Origin of the sequence: Leucobacter chromiireducens subsp. chromiireducens (assembly GCF_016758255.1) — a bacterium.
Classification (GTDB): domain Bacteria; phylum Actinomycetota; class Actinomycetes; order Actinomycetales; family Microbacteriaceae; genus Leucobacter; species Leucobacter chromiireducens.
In genome coordinates this window covers 265,469-282,024 of the sequence record NZ_QYAD01000001.1, presented here as the reverse complement: position 1 = coordinate 282,024, position 16,556 = coordinate 265,469, and the positions used below count along the sequence as shown (strand labels likewise).

14 protein-coding genes are annotated in these 16,556 nt (G+C 70.1%); 8 read left to right on the top strand and 6 right to left on the bottom strand.

Annotated elements, in window-relative coordinates; genetic code table 11:
• Positions 1–145: 145 nt before the first annotated feature.
• From D3226_RS01330 to D3226_RS01315, 4 genes are all read left to right on the top strand, one after another.
• Positions 146–1,300, top strand: a complete 1,155-nt coding sequence (locus D3226_RS01330; RefSeq protein WP_202380631.1) for an ornithine cyclodeaminase family protein — start codon at positions 146–148, stop codon at positions 1,298–1,300.
• Between the two features lie 42 nt (positions 1,301–1,342).
• A complete protein-coding gene (solA, locus tag D3226_RS01325) occupies positions 1,343–2,524 on the top strand; it encodes an N-methyl-L-tryptophan oxidase (protein WP_202380630.1) in 1,182 nt (393 codons plus the stop codon).
• Between the two features lie 90 nt (positions 2,525–2,614).
• Positions 2,615–3,538, top strand: coding sequence for an ABC transporter ATP-binding protein (locus D3226_RS01320; RefSeq protein WP_202380629.1), 924 nt, complete (start codon positions 2,615–2,617; stop codon positions 3,536–3,538).
• Positions 3,535–4,362 carry an ABC transporter permease gene (locus D3226_RS01315; protein ID WP_202380628.1) on the top strand — a complete coding sequence of 276 codons (828 nt, stop codon included), beginning with the start codon at positions 3,535–3,537 and terminating at the stop codon, positions 4,360–4,362. The genes D3226_RS01320 and D3226_RS01315 overlap by 4 nt, the downstream gene beginning before the upstream one ends.
• On the opposite strand, the gene D3226_RS01310 is transcribed toward D3226_RS01315, so the two are convergent.
• A complete protein-coding gene (locus tag D3226_RS01310; RefSeq protein ID WP_202380627.1) occupies positions 4,359–5,072 on the bottom strand; it encodes a TrmH family RNA methyltransferase in 714 nt (237 codons plus the stop codon). The genes D3226_RS01315 and D3226_RS01310 overlap by 4 nt on opposite strands.
• 60 nt (positions 5,073–5,132) lie before the next feature.
• Here D3226_RS01310 and D3226_RS01305 point away from each other — a divergent pair, with 60 nt between their 5' ends.
• The gene (locus tag D3226_RS01305; RefSeq protein WP_202380626.1) at positions 5,133–6,371 is read left to right on the top strand and encodes a glycerate kinase; all 1,239 of its coding nucleotides are present in this window, start codon (positions 5,133–5,135) and stop codon (positions 6,369–6,371) included.
• Here D3226_RS01305 and D3226_RS01300 read toward each other — a convergent pair.
• The 3 genes from D3226_RS01300 to D3226_RS01290 form a co-directional block, all read right to left on the bottom strand.
• Positions 6,368–7,327 (bottom strand): aldo/keto reductase, encoded by a 960-nt coding sequence (locus D3226_RS01300; protein ID WP_202380625.1) that lies wholly within the window; start codon positions 7,325–7,327, stop codon positions 6,368–6,370. The genes D3226_RS01305 and D3226_RS01300 overlap by 4 nt on opposite strands.
• A gap of 124 nt (positions 7,328–7,451) precedes the next feature.
• Positions 7,452–9,620 carry an ATP-dependent Clp protease ATP-binding subunit gene (locus tag D3226_RS01295; RefSeq protein WP_202380624.1) on the bottom strand — a complete coding sequence of 723 codons (2,169 nt, stop codon included), beginning with the start codon at positions 9,618–9,620 and terminating at the stop codon, positions 7,452–7,454.
• 160 nt (positions 9,621–9,780) lie between these two features.
• Complete coding sequence (locus D3226_RS01290; protein WP_202380623.1) at positions 9,781–10,374, bottom strand: HPP family protein; 594 nt, start codon at positions 10,372–10,374, stop codon at positions 9,781–9,783.
• Positions 10,375–10,431: 57 nt separating this feature from the next.
• Between D3226_RS01290 and D3226_RS01285 the strand changes: the two genes are divergently transcribed.
• Both D3226_RS01285 and D3226_RS01280 read left to right on the top strand, forming a co-directional pair.
• The gene (locus D3226_RS01285) at positions 10,432–11,262 is read left to right on the top strand and encodes an aldo/keto reductase (RefSeq protein WP_202380622.1); all 831 of its coding nucleotides are present in this window, start codon (positions 10,432–10,434) and stop codon (positions 11,260–11,262) included.
• A gap of 102 nt (positions 11,263–11,364) precedes the next feature.
• Positions 11,365–12,603 (top strand): MFS transporter, encoded by a 1,239-nt coding sequence (locus D3226_RS01280; protein WP_337248861.1) that lies wholly within the window; start codon positions 11,365–11,367, stop codon positions 12,601–12,603.
• On the opposite strand, the gene D3226_RS14980 is transcribed toward D3226_RS01280, so the two are convergent.
• Both D3226_RS14980 and D3226_RS01270 read right to left on the bottom strand, forming a co-directional pair.
• A complete protein-coding gene (locus D3226_RS14980) occupies positions 12,600–13,673 on the bottom strand; it encodes an FUSC family protein (protein WP_337248860.1) in 1,074 nt (357 codons plus the stop codon). The genes D3226_RS01280 and D3226_RS14980 overlap by 4 nt on opposite strands.
• A gap of 186 nt (positions 13,674–13,859) precedes the next feature.
• Positions 13,860–15,032, bottom strand: coding sequence for an acetyl-CoA C-acyltransferase (locus D3226_RS01270; RefSeq protein ID WP_202380621.1), 1,173 nt, complete (start codon positions 15,030–15,032; stop codon positions 13,860–13,862).
• 208 nt (positions 15,033–15,240) lie between these two features.
• On the opposite strand from D3226_RS01270, the gene D3226_RS01265 reads away from it, so the two are divergent.
• Positions 15,241–16,533, top strand: coding sequence for a D-alanyl-D-alanine carboxypeptidase family protein (locus tag D3226_RS01265; RefSeq protein ID WP_202380620.1), 1,293 nt, complete (start codon positions 15,241–15,243; stop codon positions 16,531–16,533).
• Positions 16,534–16,556: the final 23 nt, after the last annotated feature.

Genomic DNA, 16,556 nt, shown 5'->3' with positions numbered 1-16,556 from the left:
CGCGAGAGGGGTGGAGCGGCGGGCGAGACGCGCACTTGACTATCCAAATGGATAGTTTTAGGCTGGCGACACTCACGAGCGCCACCGGCGGCGCTCGTGCCCGGGCACGGCCGCCCGGGTCAGCCAGCGAAAGAGACACACCGACGTGACCGATTCCACACGCGACGCGAACCCTGACACACAGATCGACTTCCTGTACCTGAGCGAGCCCGACATGATTCGAGCGGGCGTGACGGATATGGCCGCCTGCGTCGACACGATGACGGAGATGCTCGGCCTCTTCGCCGCCGGCGACTACCGCATGGCCGGCACCGAGAACAACTCGCACGGCGCGCAGATCTACTTCCCCGAGACGGAAGAGTTCCCCGGCATGCCGGTCGACGGGCCCGATCGCCGCTTCATGGCTATGCCCGCCTACCTCGGCGGCGACTATCAGGTGGCCGGCTGCAAGTGGTACGGCTCGAACGTGGCCAACAAGGAGCGCGGCCTCCCCCGCTCGATCCTCATGTTCACACTGTCGGACAAGGACACCGGAGCACCACTCGCCATCATGTCGGCAAACCTGCTGAGCGCGTACCGCACCGGCGCGATCCCCGGCGTTGGCGCACGCTACCTCGCCCGCGAAGACGCCACCACGGTCGGCATCGTCGGCCCGGGGCCCATGAACCGCACCTCACTCGAGTCGTTCATGGCCGTGCGCCCCGGCATCACCACCGTGAAGGTCTCGGGGCGCGGCCAGGCTGGCGTTGACGCGTTCATCGCCTGGGCTCGCGAGCGCTTCCCGCAGATCACCACGATCGAGCAGGTCGCAGACATGGAGGCCGCCGTGCGCGAATCCGACATTGTCAGCATCGCGGTGCCGAGCCCCTCAGGCTCCGAGCACTACCCGCGCGTGCGCGACGAGTGGGTGAAGCCCGGCGCGTTCATCTGCTGCTCCGCCCACCTCGCACTCGACGAGTCGCTCACCGAGCGCTCCCGCCACGTCGCCGACGCGCGCAAGATCTACCAGGCCTGGGCGGAGGAGCTCCCCGCGCCCGCGCACGAGACCGTGGGCATCTGGGGCATGCACCTCGTCGACCGTGTGCGCGACGGCCGCATGACCCCGGAGCAGTTCGAGGACATCGGCGAGATCATCCAGGGCAAGACCCCGGGTCGCACGGACGATGACGAGGTGTTCATCTACTCGGTGGGCGGCATGCCGGTCGAGGACGTCGCGTGGGCCACGCACGTCTACCGCAACGCGGTGCGCGACGGCATTGGCACGAAGCTCAACCTCTGGAACACTCCCACAATGGCCTAGCGGCCACCCGATCAGTTCTCCACACCAGCGAAGGAAGCACACATGGATCTGCAGCAGACCGACGTCATTGTGATCGGAGCGGGCGCGGTCGGCGCGATGGCGCTCTGGCAGCTCAGCAAGCGCGAGGGCCTAAAGGTGGTCGGGATCGAGCAGTTCGGTCGCGTGCACTCGCACGGCTCGTACGCGGGCGAATCGCGCGTGTTCCGCACCGCGGTGCACGAGGGCGGCACCTATGTCCGCATGATTCAGCGCTCTCGCGAGCTCTGGCGCGAGCTCGAGCGCGAGTCGGGTCGCGACATCTACGCGGAGGTGGGCGCGCTCAGCATCGCCCCCGAGGGGTTCCCCGATCTCGTGACCGCGCTCGGCACGGTGCGCGAGTTCGAACTTGAACACCGGCTTCTCAGCACGGAGGAGTTGCGCGCCGAGTTCCCGCAGCACCGCGTGCAAGACGGCGATGTCGGCCTGCTCGACGCGCACGGTGGCGGCCTGCGCCCCGAGGTCGCCCTGATGAGCGCGCTCGACATCGCAGAGGCGAATGGCGCCGAACTGCACTTCAACACCCCCGTGATCGACATCGAGGAGCGGGCGAACGGCGTGGTCGTGCGCACCACCCAGGGCGCCTGGCTCGCCCGCACGGTCGTCGTCGCCTCGGGATCGTGGTCGGCACGCCTCTCGCCCGAACTCGACGAGCTGCTGCGTTTGCAGGTGCTCGGGCTCACCTGGTTTATGCCGAAGGACCCGAGCCTCTTTGTTCCCGAGCGCTTCCCCGCTTTCCTGCGCGACGCGGGCTCCGTGCACTTCTTCGGTGCCCCGAGCTTCGACGGCTACGCATTCAAGGCCTGCACGAACCCCGAGTGGCCGGTCTTCCGCGACGTGAGCGAAGTGCCGACGCATCACACCAGGGAGGAGCTGATCAGGATCGGGCAGCGCGCCGCAGAACTGTTCGAGGGCATTAACCCTGAGCCCGTGCGCGAGAGCGTGCACCACTGCGCCTACACGCCGGATCGTCTGCCCGTTGTCGACCAGAGCGCGAGCGGCCGGGTTGTCACCGTGACCGGCCTCTCGGGGCACGGCTTCAAGTTCGCCCCGAAGCTCGGCGAGTGGGCGGCGCAGTTGGCTGCCGGGTACTCGCCGGACGCCGCGGGCGTGGACCCCCGGTTCGCCCTGCCCGCCCACATGGAGCGGCTCGCTGCCACCGGCCCCTACACGGGCGGCGGCCACTAGCCACCCCAGTCACACCATCCTCTCGCGATTAGTTCTATTTCCTGTAGGGTTATTTATAGAAACGCCGCACCAATCGAGAGAGGACGGCGCATGGGACTGCCAGTCAGGGTCGACGGACTCACCAAGAACTTTGGGTCGGTGCGTGCGGTCAATGCGCTCAGCTTCACCGCTGAGCCGGGCCGCGTCACCGGCTTCCTGGGCCCGAACGGCTCGGGCAAGACCACCACGCTTGCCATGACGCTCGGCCTCGTCCGACCTGACAGCGGCAGCGCAACAATCGGCGGCGCGCCGTACGCCAGCCTCGAACGCCCCGCGCTCACGGTGGGCTCCGCGCTCTCCGCCGACTTCCACCCCGCACACACCGGGCGCGCGCACCTCGACATCGCACGCCGCGCGATCGGCCTCCCGGAGGCGCGCGTCGGCGAGGTGCTCACACTCGTCGGTTTGAGCGACGCAGCCGATCGCAAGACGGGCGGCTACTCGCTCGGCATGCGTCAGCGGCTCGCGCTCGGCACTGCGCTGCTCGGGGATCCCGATGTGCTGCTGCTCGACGAACCGATCAACGGCCTCGATCCCGAGGGCATCCGCTGGATTCGCGTGTTTCTGCGCCACCTCGCCAGCCAGGGCAAGACCGTGGTGCTCTCCTCCCACCTCTTGAGCGAGGTGCAGCAGACCGTCGACGATGTGATCGTCATTCGGCGCGGCGAGCTGGCATTTGCCGGTACCCTCGACGAGCTGCAGCGGGGCGCCGGGCAGGCCGCCGTGCGAGTTGCCGCACCCGACCAGGTCACACTCGCGCAGGCGCTGGAGCAGGCCGGCGCACAGGTGCACAGCCAGCACGGCGCGGCCCTCCGCGTGACGGGGCTCGAGCCCGAGACCGTGGGGCAGATCGCTTTCGCGGCGGGCGTGCCGCTCTCGCACCTCAGCACCGAAACCGGGGAGCTCGAGCAGCGCTTCCTCGACCTGATCAACGGCAGCGCCGAGCACGGCGGCACCGAGGGAGGCTTCGCATGAACCGGATTCTTCGCAGCGTCTCCGCCGAGTGGCGGAAGGTGCGCTCCACCAAGCTCTGGTGGATCCTCGCCATTGTGCTCGCCGGCTACTCCGCACTCATGGCCGGCGCGTTCGCGTTCATGTTTGGCGCAATCCCCAGCGACATGGGCGGGATCGCCCTCCCCGCGCAGGAGACGGCCGGCCTCGTCTACTCGGGCGTCGCCACGTTCGGTTATGTGATCCCACTCATCTTTGGCGCGCTCATGGCGACGGGCGAGCTGCGGCACCGCACCCTCGGCCTCGCGTTCACGTTCGAACCGCGCCGCGGCATCGTCTTGCTGGGCAAGGTCAAGGTGCTGCTCGGCGTCGGCCTGCTGCTCGGCGCCGCTGGCGTCATCGGCGCGGTGAGCGCGGGCGGCGGCATCCTCGCGGCGACCGACGGCGATCCCATGCTCGGCACCTCAGAGACGTGGGCCCTCCTCGCGCGCGTGATCGCGGCGATCGGCGTCTGGGCCGTGATCGGCTTCGGGGTCGGTCTGCTCGTCGGCAACCAGGCCTTCGCGATCGTCATCACCCTCGTGTTCACGCAGTTCCTTGAGCCGGTGCTACGCATGGCCGCCGGTTTCTGGGACTGGAGCGCTCAGCTCGCCAAGTACCTGCCGGGCGCCGCGAGCGACGCGTTCGTGGGCGCCAGCGTGATGAACAGTATGTCGACGATCGACCCGACCGCGCCGGACAGCGCGGCCCCGCTGGGGATCTGGTCCGGCCTCGCCGTCCTCCTCGCCTACGGCGTGGTGGCCGTGCTGCTCGGCTGGGTGACGCGCTGGCGCAAGGACGTGGTCTAGCGCGGCACGAGCAGCGAGTGCTGCTGCACCCAGCTAAACATCGCCACCGCGGCCGCAGCCGAGGCGTTAATGGAGCGCGTTGACCCGTACTGCGTGATCTCCACGACCGCCTCGGACGCGGCGATCGCCTCGGCGGTGAGCCCGGGGCCCTCCTGCCCAAACAGCATCACGCACCGCTCTGGCCAATCGAACGTCTCCATCGGTACGCAGCCAGGCACGTTGTCGATCGCGATGATCGGTACGCCCTCCGCTTGCGCCCACGCCACGAGCGCGTCAATGTCCTCGCGGTGCTCGACGTGCTGGTAGCGGTCGGTCACCATCGCACCCCGTTTGTTCCAGCGTCGCCGCCCCACGATGTGCACGGTGTCTGCGGCGAACGCGTTTGCGCTGCGCACGATCGAACCAATGTTCATGTCGTGCTGCCAGTTCTCGATCGCCACGTGGAACGGGTGCCGGTGCTCGTCGAGATCGGCCACAATCGCGGCCATGCGCCAGTACCGATAGCGGTCGATCACGTTGCGGGTGTCCCCGTGCTCAAGCAGCTCGGGATCGTATCGCTCGTCCTCCGGCCACGCGTCGGGCCCGCCGGGCCACGGACCAACGCCCGCCGTAGTGCGCTCGGGGTGCGGGGCCGCCGGCGCCGCCTGCGGAGCGGCATTCGGAGACGAGGCTGCGGGGCCTGAGGGCTCGGGGTCGGCGATGTGGTTCACCCACCCATTCTCCCAGGCCGAGCGCGACGGTGGCACCATCGCTCGCCGTATGCTGAGCGCATGACAGCAGCTCCTCTCCGCGTGGTGATCGCACCCGACTCCCTGAAGGGGAGCTGCTCGGCGTCGACCGCAGCTCGCGCACTCGCTCAGGGCGCCCGCGCGGCGCTCGGCCCCGGCGTGCAGATTCATGAGCTGCCGCTGGCCGATGGCGGCGAGGGCACCCTCGAGGTCCTCGCCGAGGCGTGGGGCGGTGAGATCGTGGCGGTGCCCACGAGCGACGCGCTGGATCGGCCCCGCGTCGGACGGATTGCACTGAGCGCCGACGGATCGCGGGCGGTCGTCGAGGCCGCCGAGGCGAACGGACTCCCTCACGTCGCCGATGAGCCACTGCGCGCGCTCGATGCCGACTCGGCGGGCGTCGGGGCGCTCCTTCGCGCCGCACTCGACGCGGGCGCGCGCGAGCTGCTCGTGTGCATCGGCGGCTCGGCAACGAGCGACGGTGGCGCAGGCATGCTGCGCGCACTCGGGGTGCGGCTGCTCCGCGCCGATGGGGCGCCCATCGCGGGAGGCGCCAGAGGCCTCAGCGAGCTCGCGCGCATCGATCTGTCGGGTCTGCTGCCCGCCGCGCGGGAGGCACGATGGCGCATCGCTGTCGACGTCACGAACCCGCTGCTCGGCGCGCAAGGCGCTGCGTCAGTGTTTGGACCGCAAAAGGGAGCGAGCCCCGCGGAGGTGGCCGTGATCGACGCGGGACTCGCACGGTTCGCCGAACTCCTCGCCGAGGCAGGGGAGACTTCTCCCGCCGCCACGCGCAGCGCGGCGCAGCACGCACGCACAGCACTCACGACGCTCCCCGGCCTCGGTGCCGCGGGCGGACTCGCTCTGGGGCCGGTCGCGCTGTGGGGTGCGGAGCTCATGCCCGGAGCTGAACTGGTTGCCGCCGCGGTCGGCCTCGATGCGGCGCTCCGCGAGGCCGACCTCGTGCTCACGGGCGAGGGCAGGCTCGACGCGCAATCGCTCGCCGGCAAGGTCGTGTCCCGCGTGCTTGCCGGGTGCGCGAGCGCTGGCTCGGAGCGGCCGCCCCGCGTGGTGGTCATTGCGGGGTCCGTCGCGCTCAGCGCGGCGGAGTGCCGCGCTGCCGGGATCACCGCAGCGCTGTCGCTCGCACCCGGCCCGGCGACGCTGAGCGAGCTCCAGCGAGACGCGAGCGCGCTACTTGCAGAGACCGCGGCCCACGCGTGCGCGCTCGCGTTCCCGGCCGGGCCGCTCGGTGCCGGCGATCCCGCGCGAGAAGCCTAGGCCGACGCCACCGCGAGCTGCTCAAGCTCGGCGGGCGTGAGCTCCGTGGTCAGCGACGCAAGCAGCGCCGTGAGCTGGTCGCGGGTGCGCGCGCTCGCGATCGGAGCGGCAACCGTGGGCTGCTGGCGCAGCCACGCGAGCGCGATCGTGGAGAGCTCGGCCGCGTGCGCCGCGGCAACGGTGTCGAGCGCGCCGAGCACGGCCCGGCCGCGATCGTTCAGGTAGGCAATCGCTGCAGAGGCGCGGTCGCTCGCACCGGGCGTCTCCGCGTCGCCCGCGTCACGGTACTTCCCCGCGAGGAAGCCGCTCGCCAGCGAGAAGTACGGGAACACACCCAGGCCCTCGGCCTCGGCCACGGCACGCAACCCGTTGGTCTCGAAGGCACGCTCCACCAGGTTGTAGTGCGGCTGCAGCGCGACGGGCAGGTGGTACCCGCCCGCCCGAGCAATGCGGAACCACTCGGCCGCGCGCTCTGCGGTGTAGTTCGAGATGCCGATCGCGCGGATCTTGCCTGCGTCGACGAGCCCGGAGAATGCGGCGACCGTCTCCTCGAGCGGCGTTTCGGCATCGTCGAAGTGTGCGTAGTAAAGGTCGATGTAGTCAGTGCCGAGGCGTGCGAGCGACGCGTCGGCGGCAGCGCGCACGTTGTCACCCGCGAGGCCGGAGAACTGCGGGTGGGTCGACACCTTGGTGGCGAGCACCACGCGGTCGCGAGTACCGCGCGCGGCGAACCACTCACCAAGGATCGTCTCCGACTCGCCGCCGCCGTGGCCGGACACCCAGTGCGAGTATCCGTCGGCCGTATCAACGAAGTTCCCGCCGCCCGCGAGGAAGCCGTCGAGCACATCGAAGGAGGCGTCTCGGTCAGCGGTCCAGCCGAAAACGTTGCCGCCAAGCGCAAGCGGGGCAATCTCGAGCTCGGACGTACCAATGCGCGTGCGGGTGGTCTCTGCCATGTCGACTCCTTCGGTGAATGCGGTGGGGCCGACCAGTCGGCGCCCCACTGGGGCCAACGCACGCCGCGGCCCGGCCATTCCTGGAACTTCGTGTTCGGGGAACGGCCGGGCCGCAGCCTCGCGCCTAGTGCTCCGGCATCACGGCGAGAGCGAGCGAGCCCCCGTCGGGGGCGACGTCCACTCGCACGGCTGAGCCGTCGCGCACCTCGCCGGAGAGGATCGCACGGGCCAGACGGTCGTCGATCTCTTTCTGCATGAGGCGGCGCAGCGGGCGCGCACCGTAGCTCGGGTCGTAGCCGCGCGAGGCGAGCCAGCCGCGCGCCTCGGGGGTCACCGCGAGGGTGAGGCGGCGATCCGAGAGCCGCGCCTGCATCCGGTCGATTGCCAACTCGACGATCTGTGCCAGGTTCTCCTCGGAGAGCGGGTGGAAGATGACCATCTCATCGAGTCGGTTGATGAACTCAGGCTTGAAGGCCCGCCGCACCGTCTCGCGCACGGCGGCCTCCTTCTCGGGCCACGCGAGATCCTGATCGACCAAGTACTGGCTGCCCAGGTTCGAGGTGAGGATGAGGATCACGTTGCGGAAGTCGACCGTACGGCCCTGCCCGTCGGTGAGCCGCCCATCGTCGAGCACCTGGAGCAGCACATCGAACACCTCGGGGTGCGCCTTCTCGACCTCGTCGAGCAGCACGACGGAGTACGGCCGACGCCGCACCGCTTCGGTGAGCTGCCCGCCCTGCTCGTAGCCGACGTACCCGGGAGGCGCACCGACGAGGCGCGAGACCGAGTGCTTCTCGCCGTACTCGCTCATGTCGATGCGCACCATCGCGTGCTCGTCGTCAAAGAGGAACTCGGCGAGCGCCTTCGCGAGCTCCGTCTTGCCGACACCCGTCGGGCCAAGGAACAGGAACGAGCCCGTCGGCCGGTTCGGGTCCGCGATGCCAGCGCGCGTGCGCCGCACGGCATCCGCGACCGCGCCAACCGCGTCGCTCTGTCCGATGAGCCGCTTGCCGAGTTCACTCTCGAGCGCGAGCAGTTTCTCGGTCTCGCCCTGCAGGAGTCGACCCACCGGAATCCCAGTCCACGCGGCAACCACACCCGCGATGTCCTCATCGGTCACCTGCTCGTTGACCATGCGCGGCTCACCGCTCACCTCGTCGGCGGCCTCGGCATTCTCGGCTTCGGTGAGCTGCTTCTGGATCACCGGGATTTCCCCGTAGAGCAGCTTCGACGCCTTCTCGAGCTGGCCCTCGCGCTGCGCCACCTCGGCGGCCATGCGCAGCTGGTCGAGCTTCTCGCGCAGCTCACCCACGCGGTTCAGGCTTGCGCGCTCGCGCTCCCAGCGCGCCTCGAGCACGTCGAGCTCCGCCTGCTTCTCACCAAGGTCGTCGCGAAGCTTCGCGAGACGCTCCTTCGACGCGTCGTCCTTCTCCTTCTTCAGGGCGAGCTCCTCGAGCTTCAGGCGGTCGACCGCACGGCGCAGCTCGTCGATCTCCATCGGCGCGGAATCGATCTCCATGCGCAGCCGGCTCGCGGCCTCGTCGATCAGGTCGATCGCCTTGTCCGGCAGCTGGCGCGCAGTGATGTAGCGGTTCGACAGCGCGGCCGCGGCGACGAGGGCCGAGTCGGCAATCGTCACCTTGTGGTGCGCCTCGTAGCGCTCCTTCAATCCGCGCAGGATCGCCACCGTGTCCTCCACGGACGGCTCGCCCACATAGACCTGCTGGAAGCGCCGCTCGAGCGCAGCATCCTTCTCGATGTACTCGCGGTACTCGTCGAGCGTGGTTGCACCGATGAGGCGCAGCTCTCCGCGCGCCAGCATAGGCTTCAGCATCTGCGAAGCCGCAACGGAGCTTTCGCCACCGCCCGCGCCCATGAGCGTGTGCAACTCGTCGATGAAGGTGATGAACTTGCCGTCCGACTCCTTGATTTCGGCGAGCACCGCCTTCATGCGCTCCTCGAACTCTCCCCGGTACTTCGCGCCCGCGATGAGCGCGGAGATGTCCAGGGAGATGAGTTCCTTGTCCTTCAGTGACTCGGCGACGTCGCCCGCGACGATGCGCTGGGCGAGGCCCTCCACCACGGCGGTCTTGCCGACACCGGGCTCGCCGATGAGGACGGGGTTGTTCTTGGTGCGTCGGGTGAGCACCTGGCTCACCCGACGAATCTCGGAGTCACGCCCGATCACCGGGTCGAGCTTGCCCGAGCGGGCGACCTCGGTGAGATTGACGCCGAACTGCTCGAGGGCGGACTGTTCGCCCTCGCCCTGGGCGGGCTGCCAGTTTGCCTGCATGTGGGTCCCTTCCGTTCGCAGTGCCGCGCAGCGATGCGTCCGGGCGGCTGCGCCGGACCTTCGCCGCAAACTTGAGTGTTGTTGACTCAAGTTTAACCGAAAGGAACCGATCCCGCCAGAGAAACTGCTGAATTTGCGATGAACTCTCGCCCCTCGGACGCTACTCGTCCCGCGGGTGCCGCTCCACGCGGCCGCCGCCCATCAAGCCGGGCGCGGGGTACTGCACCCCGGTGAAGCGGTGGTACACGAGCGCCACCGCGACGATGAGCACGGGGGCGGCGAGCGCGGGAAACAGCAGGAACATCCAGCCCGCGCCAGAGGCGAGCGCCACCACCGCCGTCGCGACCGCGGGTGGGTGGATGATGCGCAGGAGCGCCATTGCCGCGGTGGCCACCCCTGCGGCGAGCGCCGCACTCCACCAGCTCAGCGGAAGGAGCGCCGCAGCGCCCACGCCAACCAGGGCCGAGACGAAGTGCCCGCCCACCACCGCGCTCGGCTGCGACACGGGGGCCTCGGGGAGCAGATACACGAGCAGACAACTCGGCGCGAAGCCGAGGAAGAGCAGCGTCAAATCGACCGCTCCCCCGAGCAGCCCGAGGAGGGCGACCACAAGCGCCACCCCCAGTACCGCAAGCACCAGCCGTCGCCACGGCAGCCGCGGCTGCCCCGAACGCCACAGACCACGCACTCGACCCACTCCTTCACGCTCACACACCGACGCTGCGGCACTCGCGTATTTTACCGAGGCGACCATTCACCCAATGTGTCGGCGGCGCCTCGTAGGGTGGAGGTACCGATGAGAAGGAGTCCCATGGTCACGCTTGCACCCACGATCCAGCTCTCCGGCGGGGCCGCGATGCCCGCCCTCGCGTTGGGCACCTGGCCGATGAATGACGCGGAGACCGCCAACGCCGTCGAGTCCGCCCTCGCCGCCGGGTACCGTCACATCGACACGGCAGAGAACTACGGCAACGAGCGCGGGGTCGCCGAGGGGATCCGTCGCTCGGGTCTGCCGCGCGACGAGGTGTTCATCACCACGAAGTTCAATCGCGCCTGGCACAGTGTCGACGGCGTACGCGCGGCGTTCGAGGCGAGCTGCCAGCGGCTCGGCGTGGACACCATCGATCTCTTTCTCGTGCACTGGCCCAACCCGGACCAGGATCGCTACATCGAGGCCGTGCGCGGACTTGCCGAGCTCCGCCAGGAAGGGCTGATCCGCGCGCTCGGGGTGTCGAATTTCAAGCCGACGCACCTCGCGCGGGTGATCGACGCGGGCATCGTGCCCGAGGTGAACCAGATTCAGCTCGATCCCGAGCACACGCAGCCCGAGCTGCAGGAGGCGAATCGCGCGCACGGCATCGTGACCACCGCGTACACGCCGCTCGGCCGCGGCGGCGCGTTCCTCAGCGCCCCGGCGATTGCCGACGCGGCGGCCGCCCACGGGAAAACCCCGGCGCAGATCACGCTTCGCTGGCACGTGCAGCAGGGCAATGCGGCCGCACCGAAGTCGGCGAACCCCGCGCGGCAACGGGAAAACCTCGACATCTTCGATTTCGCCCTTACCCCGAGCGAAATGGCCGCAATCACGGCACTCGATACCGGCGCCCCGCTGCACCACGACGCCGACGAGTTCGGCCACTAGCCGCAGCGCAGGGTCCCCGCCCGGCGTCGGAGCGGGGGCACTGCGGGCGCCCCGGACACTCAGCCGCGCGAGGAGGGGCCCGAAGTCCGATAGGGTCCATTCGTGACCGACGCCGCTGCTCGGCCCCGCAACTGGGGCCTTCTCTTCGTTGCGGTATGCCTGCTCGCGGCGAATATGCGGATGACCATCACGGGCGTCGGCCCGCTCCTCGAGCAGATCGCGGCAGACCGCGGGGTGGCCCCGGCGGCGCTCGGCGGGTTGGCCTCCGTGCCACTCATCGCGTGGTCACTCGTCTCCCCACTCGCGCACGGGCTCAGCCTTAGGTTCGGGCTCTCACGCACCATCAGCTGGTCGCTCGTGGCACTCACCGCGGGCACCGTGTGGCGCTCGCTTCCCGGAAGCGAGCTCAACCTCTGGTTCGGCACCGCCCTCATCGGTGCGGCGCTCGCCATCGGCAACGTGCTCCTCCCTGTCGTGATCCGGCGCGACTTCAGTGCCCGCGTGCCCACGGTGATGGGCATCTACACGGCGCTGCTCGGCGGCATTGGCGCGCTTGCGGCCGGCCTCGTCGTTCCCATCTCCCACGTCGAAACCAGCACGGGCGAGCTGGGGTGGCGCATCGCGCTCCTCACGAGCGGCGCACTCATTCCCGTCGCGCTCGTCGCCTGGCTCTCGGCCACCCGCGGTGAACCAGCACCGCAGCGATACGAAGCGCTCCCGCTCACATCGAGCATGCGGGGCACCACGAACGACCGCGTGGGGCGCCGAATCTGGCGCGACCCGGTCGCTTGGACAGTCGCCGTGTACCAGGGTTCGCAGGCGATGCTGTTCTACATGATCGCCACGTGGCTCGCGCCGATCCAGGTGTCGCAGGGCAGCTCGGCGGTCGATGCGGGCCTCGACGTGATGTTCTACCAGCTCGTCAGCATCCTCGGCTCCCTCTGCCTGCCGCTCATGTTCCGCGGCACACAGGAGCGCTGGCTGCCGGCCGTGATCCCAATCTTGATCGCGGGAACCTTCGCGTGCGTGGTGCTGATCCCCGGCCCCGGCCTGCACTGGGTATTGCTCGGCGGGTTCGCGTCGGGTGCGTCGCTCAGCCTGTCCATGCTCTACATGGCCATCCGCGCGCAGAGCTCGGAGGCCGCGAGCGCGCTGTCGGGCATGGCCCAATCGATCGGCTATCTCATCGCCGCGGCGGGACCCGCGCTCTTCGGCTGGCTCGCCGCGTCCAGCGGGGGGTGGATCCTGCCGCTCTGGTTGGTGCTCGCGGTGGGGGCGGTGCAGCTCGTTGCGGGGATTTTGCTCGGCCGCGGCCGCATGGTGTTCGAGGCGCGCCCCTAGTTCGGCTGCGCCTGTCGCGGCGGGCGGTGCACCACGGCGGAAAGGATCGCGAGGGCCGAACCGACGGCAGTGTCGAGCACCCGCTCCCCCGCGGTGGCAAACGGGTCGGCGCCACCGGCGGCCGCCGAGGTGATCAGCAGCACCAGCGGCGTGATGAATACGAGCGCAAACGCGTAGTTGCGCACGACCACGAGCTCGATGAGAAACTGCAGGGCGGTGAGGAGCGCGACGAAGATCCACGTGTGTTCGCCGAGCGGGGCAATCACGAGGAACAGCGCAGCGCCGAGCAGTGTGCCCGCGGTGCGGTGCACCCCACGTCCGAGGGAGTGGCTGCGCACGGCACTGAGCCCCACCACCGCGATCCCGGTTGAGACCGTCCAGTACGCGCGCTGCGGATCGAGCCAGAGCACGCTGATGAGCGCGCCGAGTGCCGCGACGAGAGCGATGCGCACCACGAGTTGCTGCTCACCCGCGCCGAGCCAGAGGCGGGGCAGCAGCTCACGGAAGGGGCGAGCGGGCTTCGCGCGTTCCGTGCGCCGCAGGAGCGGCAGGAGGGCAAGCAGGTACGAGAAGAGCAGCCCGGCGGCGAGCGCGCTCAGGAACACCGCAGGCTCCGTCACCCGTACGCCGTCGTGCACGCCCGTGATGGTGCCGGCGAGGCCGAACATGAGCACGAAGAAGACGGGACCGGGCGGGCCCACCCGGCATCCGAACGCGAACGCGCTCACCGCGATCGAGACGACGACGAGGCCCACAGCGGTGAGCAGGTGCGACGGGGCGAGCCAGGTGCCGAGCGCGGCGCAGGACAGCAGCACGGCGCCCACCACGGGGAGCACGCGTGCGCGCTCGGCCGCGCCGAGTCCCGCGTAGAAGAGGGCGAGAAAGGCGCCAGTGCCGGCCTGCAGTCCGAGGTCGGGTCGCCCGAGCGCGGTGAGGGTCGCAAGCGGCACCCCCATCGAGGCGGCCGCGCGCAGCGCGATCCAGTGCCGCGGCCCCGGGTTCGGGGGTAGCGCGAAGAGGCTTCGGATCGCGGCCCCTGCCGCTCGTAGTGCTCTCCGAACCGTGTGCACGCGCCACCTTCACTCCCGTGGGGCGCAAACACGCCCCCATCGAGGCTATATGCCGCGGCCGCCCTCGCCCGCCCCGATTCGGGGTCACTTGGGCAGGGTGTCGCGCCGGGCAGGCCTCCGACACCCTGCCCAAGTGACCCCGATCCGCGGGGGGCGAGGGGACGGGGCGGGTGGGGCTAAGGAGCCCTAGAGGGCGCGGAGCACCACCGCGGAGCCCTGGCCGCCACCGCCGCAGATGCCGATCGCGCCGAGCGAGCCTGCTCCCGCCGCCGCGAGTTGGCGGGCGAGCGTGCCAACAATGCGCGCACCCGAGGCCCCGATGGGGTGCCCGAGCGCAATCGCGCCACCGTGCTGGTTGACGATTGCGGGATCGATGCCCAACTCGCGGGTCGACTGGATGCCCACCGCGGCAAAGGCCTCGTTGATCTCCACCGCCGCGAGGTCTCCGGCTGCCACTCCGTCGATCTTTGCGAGCGCCGCCGCGATCGCGCGCGACGGCTGTGAGTGCAGGTGAGTGTCGGGGCCGGCAACGAACGCGGTCGCTTCGACGCGCGCGATGGGGGTGAGGCCGAGGCGCTCCGCGGCAGCCTCGCTCACGATGACGAGTGCGGCGGCGCCGTCCGTGATCTGCGAGGCGTTGCCAGCAGTGATCGTGCCGTCCTTCGCGAACGCGGGGCGGAGGCCCGCGAGCCCCTCGGCCGTGGTGTCAGCGCGCACACCGTCGTCCGCCGAAACGACCGTGTCGCCGCGGCGCGAGGTGACCGTGAACGGCGCGATCTCTGCTGCGAGGAACTCCGCCGAGGCCGCTGCGCGCTGGTGCGAGGCCGCCGCAAACGCGTCCTGTTCCTCGCGGGTCAGCGCGAGCGGCGTATTGCCCTGCTCGGTGAGCGCCCCCATGGCGACCTGGTCGAACGCATCGGAGAGCCCATCGCGCTCGACCGTGTCGACCATCTGCGCGGTGCCGTACTTCGTGCCCGCACGGAGCGGCATGACGTGCGGCGCGAGCGACATGGACTCCTGGCCGACCGCGACAACGATCTCGGCCTCGCCCGCGTTGATGAGGCGCACGGCCTGCGACACGGCCTCAGCGCCGGAGAGGCACACGGCGTTCAGGGTGATCGCGGGGACGTTGAGCGGGATGCCCGCAGCAACCGCGGTCTGGCGCGCGGGGTTCTGTCCCGCGCCAGCCTGCAGCACCTGCCCGGCGACGAGCGTGTCGACCTGCTCCGGCGAGACCCCCGCACGCTCGAGCGCGGCCTTCGTCGCGTGTGCGCCGAGCACGGTCGCGGGCTGCGCGGCAAGCTGACCGGTGAAGCGGGTGAAGGGGGTGCGCGCGTATCCCGCGATCAGTGCAGACATGGGGCCTCCTCGGGCGACGTTGGATCCGGCGGTGCGCGTGCGCGCCCGCGAGTACGGCCATTGTGCCAGGGCCGGGCCGGGCAGCCGGCTGCATCCTGGCACAGCCCAGCACGCGGCGGCTGTGCAGCCTGACCTGTTGCACGACCGCATGGCCGCGCAGGCGTAACGCCGCACAGAACCGTCCTGGCGCGGCCAGTAGGCTGGGCGAATGCGCACCACACCCGCCGCGGAGCAGGCAGAGAAGCGGCGGCGCCCGGGGCGTGCCTGGGCGATCGGCCTCCTCACGACGGGACTGGTGCTCGGCGGCTACACGGTGGCCTGCGCGGTCACCCCGCTCCCCGATCCCAAGCTCACTCTCGCAACGAGCATCGAGGAGGATCCCGCCAATCTCGCCGCCGCGGCAGCAGCCGAGGAGCTCACGCAGCGCGCACAGGCCACGGTCGACGCGCAGCGGGGCCCCGCGGCGATCGGGTGGCTCGGCAGCGACGAGGTCTGGAGCAACGACGACACCCCACGCCCGATCGCGAGCATCTCAAAGCTCGTCACCGTGCTCGTGGGGCTCGAGCGCGCACCACTCGCCGCTGACGAGGACGGACCAGTGCACGTGTGGAGCGCTGAGGACGCCGCACGTACGCGCGGCTATCAGGCGCTCTCGGGGATCGCCTACCCGATCCCGATCGGCACGGAGGTCACGACCCGGCAGATGCTCACGCTCTCGCTCCTTCCGTCCGCGAACGATTTCATGGCGGCGTACGCGGCCGAGACGATTGGGGAGGGCGAGGAGTTTTCGAGCGCCGTGGCCGAGTGGGCGAAGCGAAACGGGCTGGGGTCGCTGTCGCTTGCCGAGCCGACCGGCATGGACGAGAGCAACGTCGCCTCGGCCGCCGATGTAGTACGGATCGCGAAGCTCGCGCTCAACGAGCCCGTCATCGCGGAGCTCATTCGCACGCCGAGCGCAGAGCTGCCCTGGGGGATCGGCGAGGTCACGAACACGAATCCGCTGCTTACCAAGCTGCCCGGCGTCATCGGGCTCAAGACGGGCACCTCCGGCGCTGCGGGATCAAACCTCGTCGCCGCCCAGGAGGCCAATGCGAACGGCCGTGACGTCGTGCGGGTCGCCGCCGTGCTGGGTCGCAACTCCGGCCCGGAGCGGGCGCACGACACGAGCACCCTCTTCACCGGAATGGGGGACGCGACGCGGCAGGTGCAGCTCGTGCACCCCGAAGAGCTCGTCGGCACGGCAACCACCATCGAGGGCACGGAGATTCCGCTCATCGCAGATGGCGGCGCCGCGGCGGTGCTGCTCGCCGGCGAGAGCGCGAGCCGCGAGGTGACGCTCGACGCCGCGAGCTGGGGCCCCGCCCGCCAGAGAGTGGGAAGCATCGCGGTGACCACTCCGGAGGGCACCAGCGAGGTGCCCGTCGTCGCGGCAGAGCGGATCGCTGAGCCGGATCTCTGGTGGCGAGTCACCCACCCTGCCCTCGTGTTTGGCTGGGCGTAGCGGGGCGAACCCCGCCACACCCA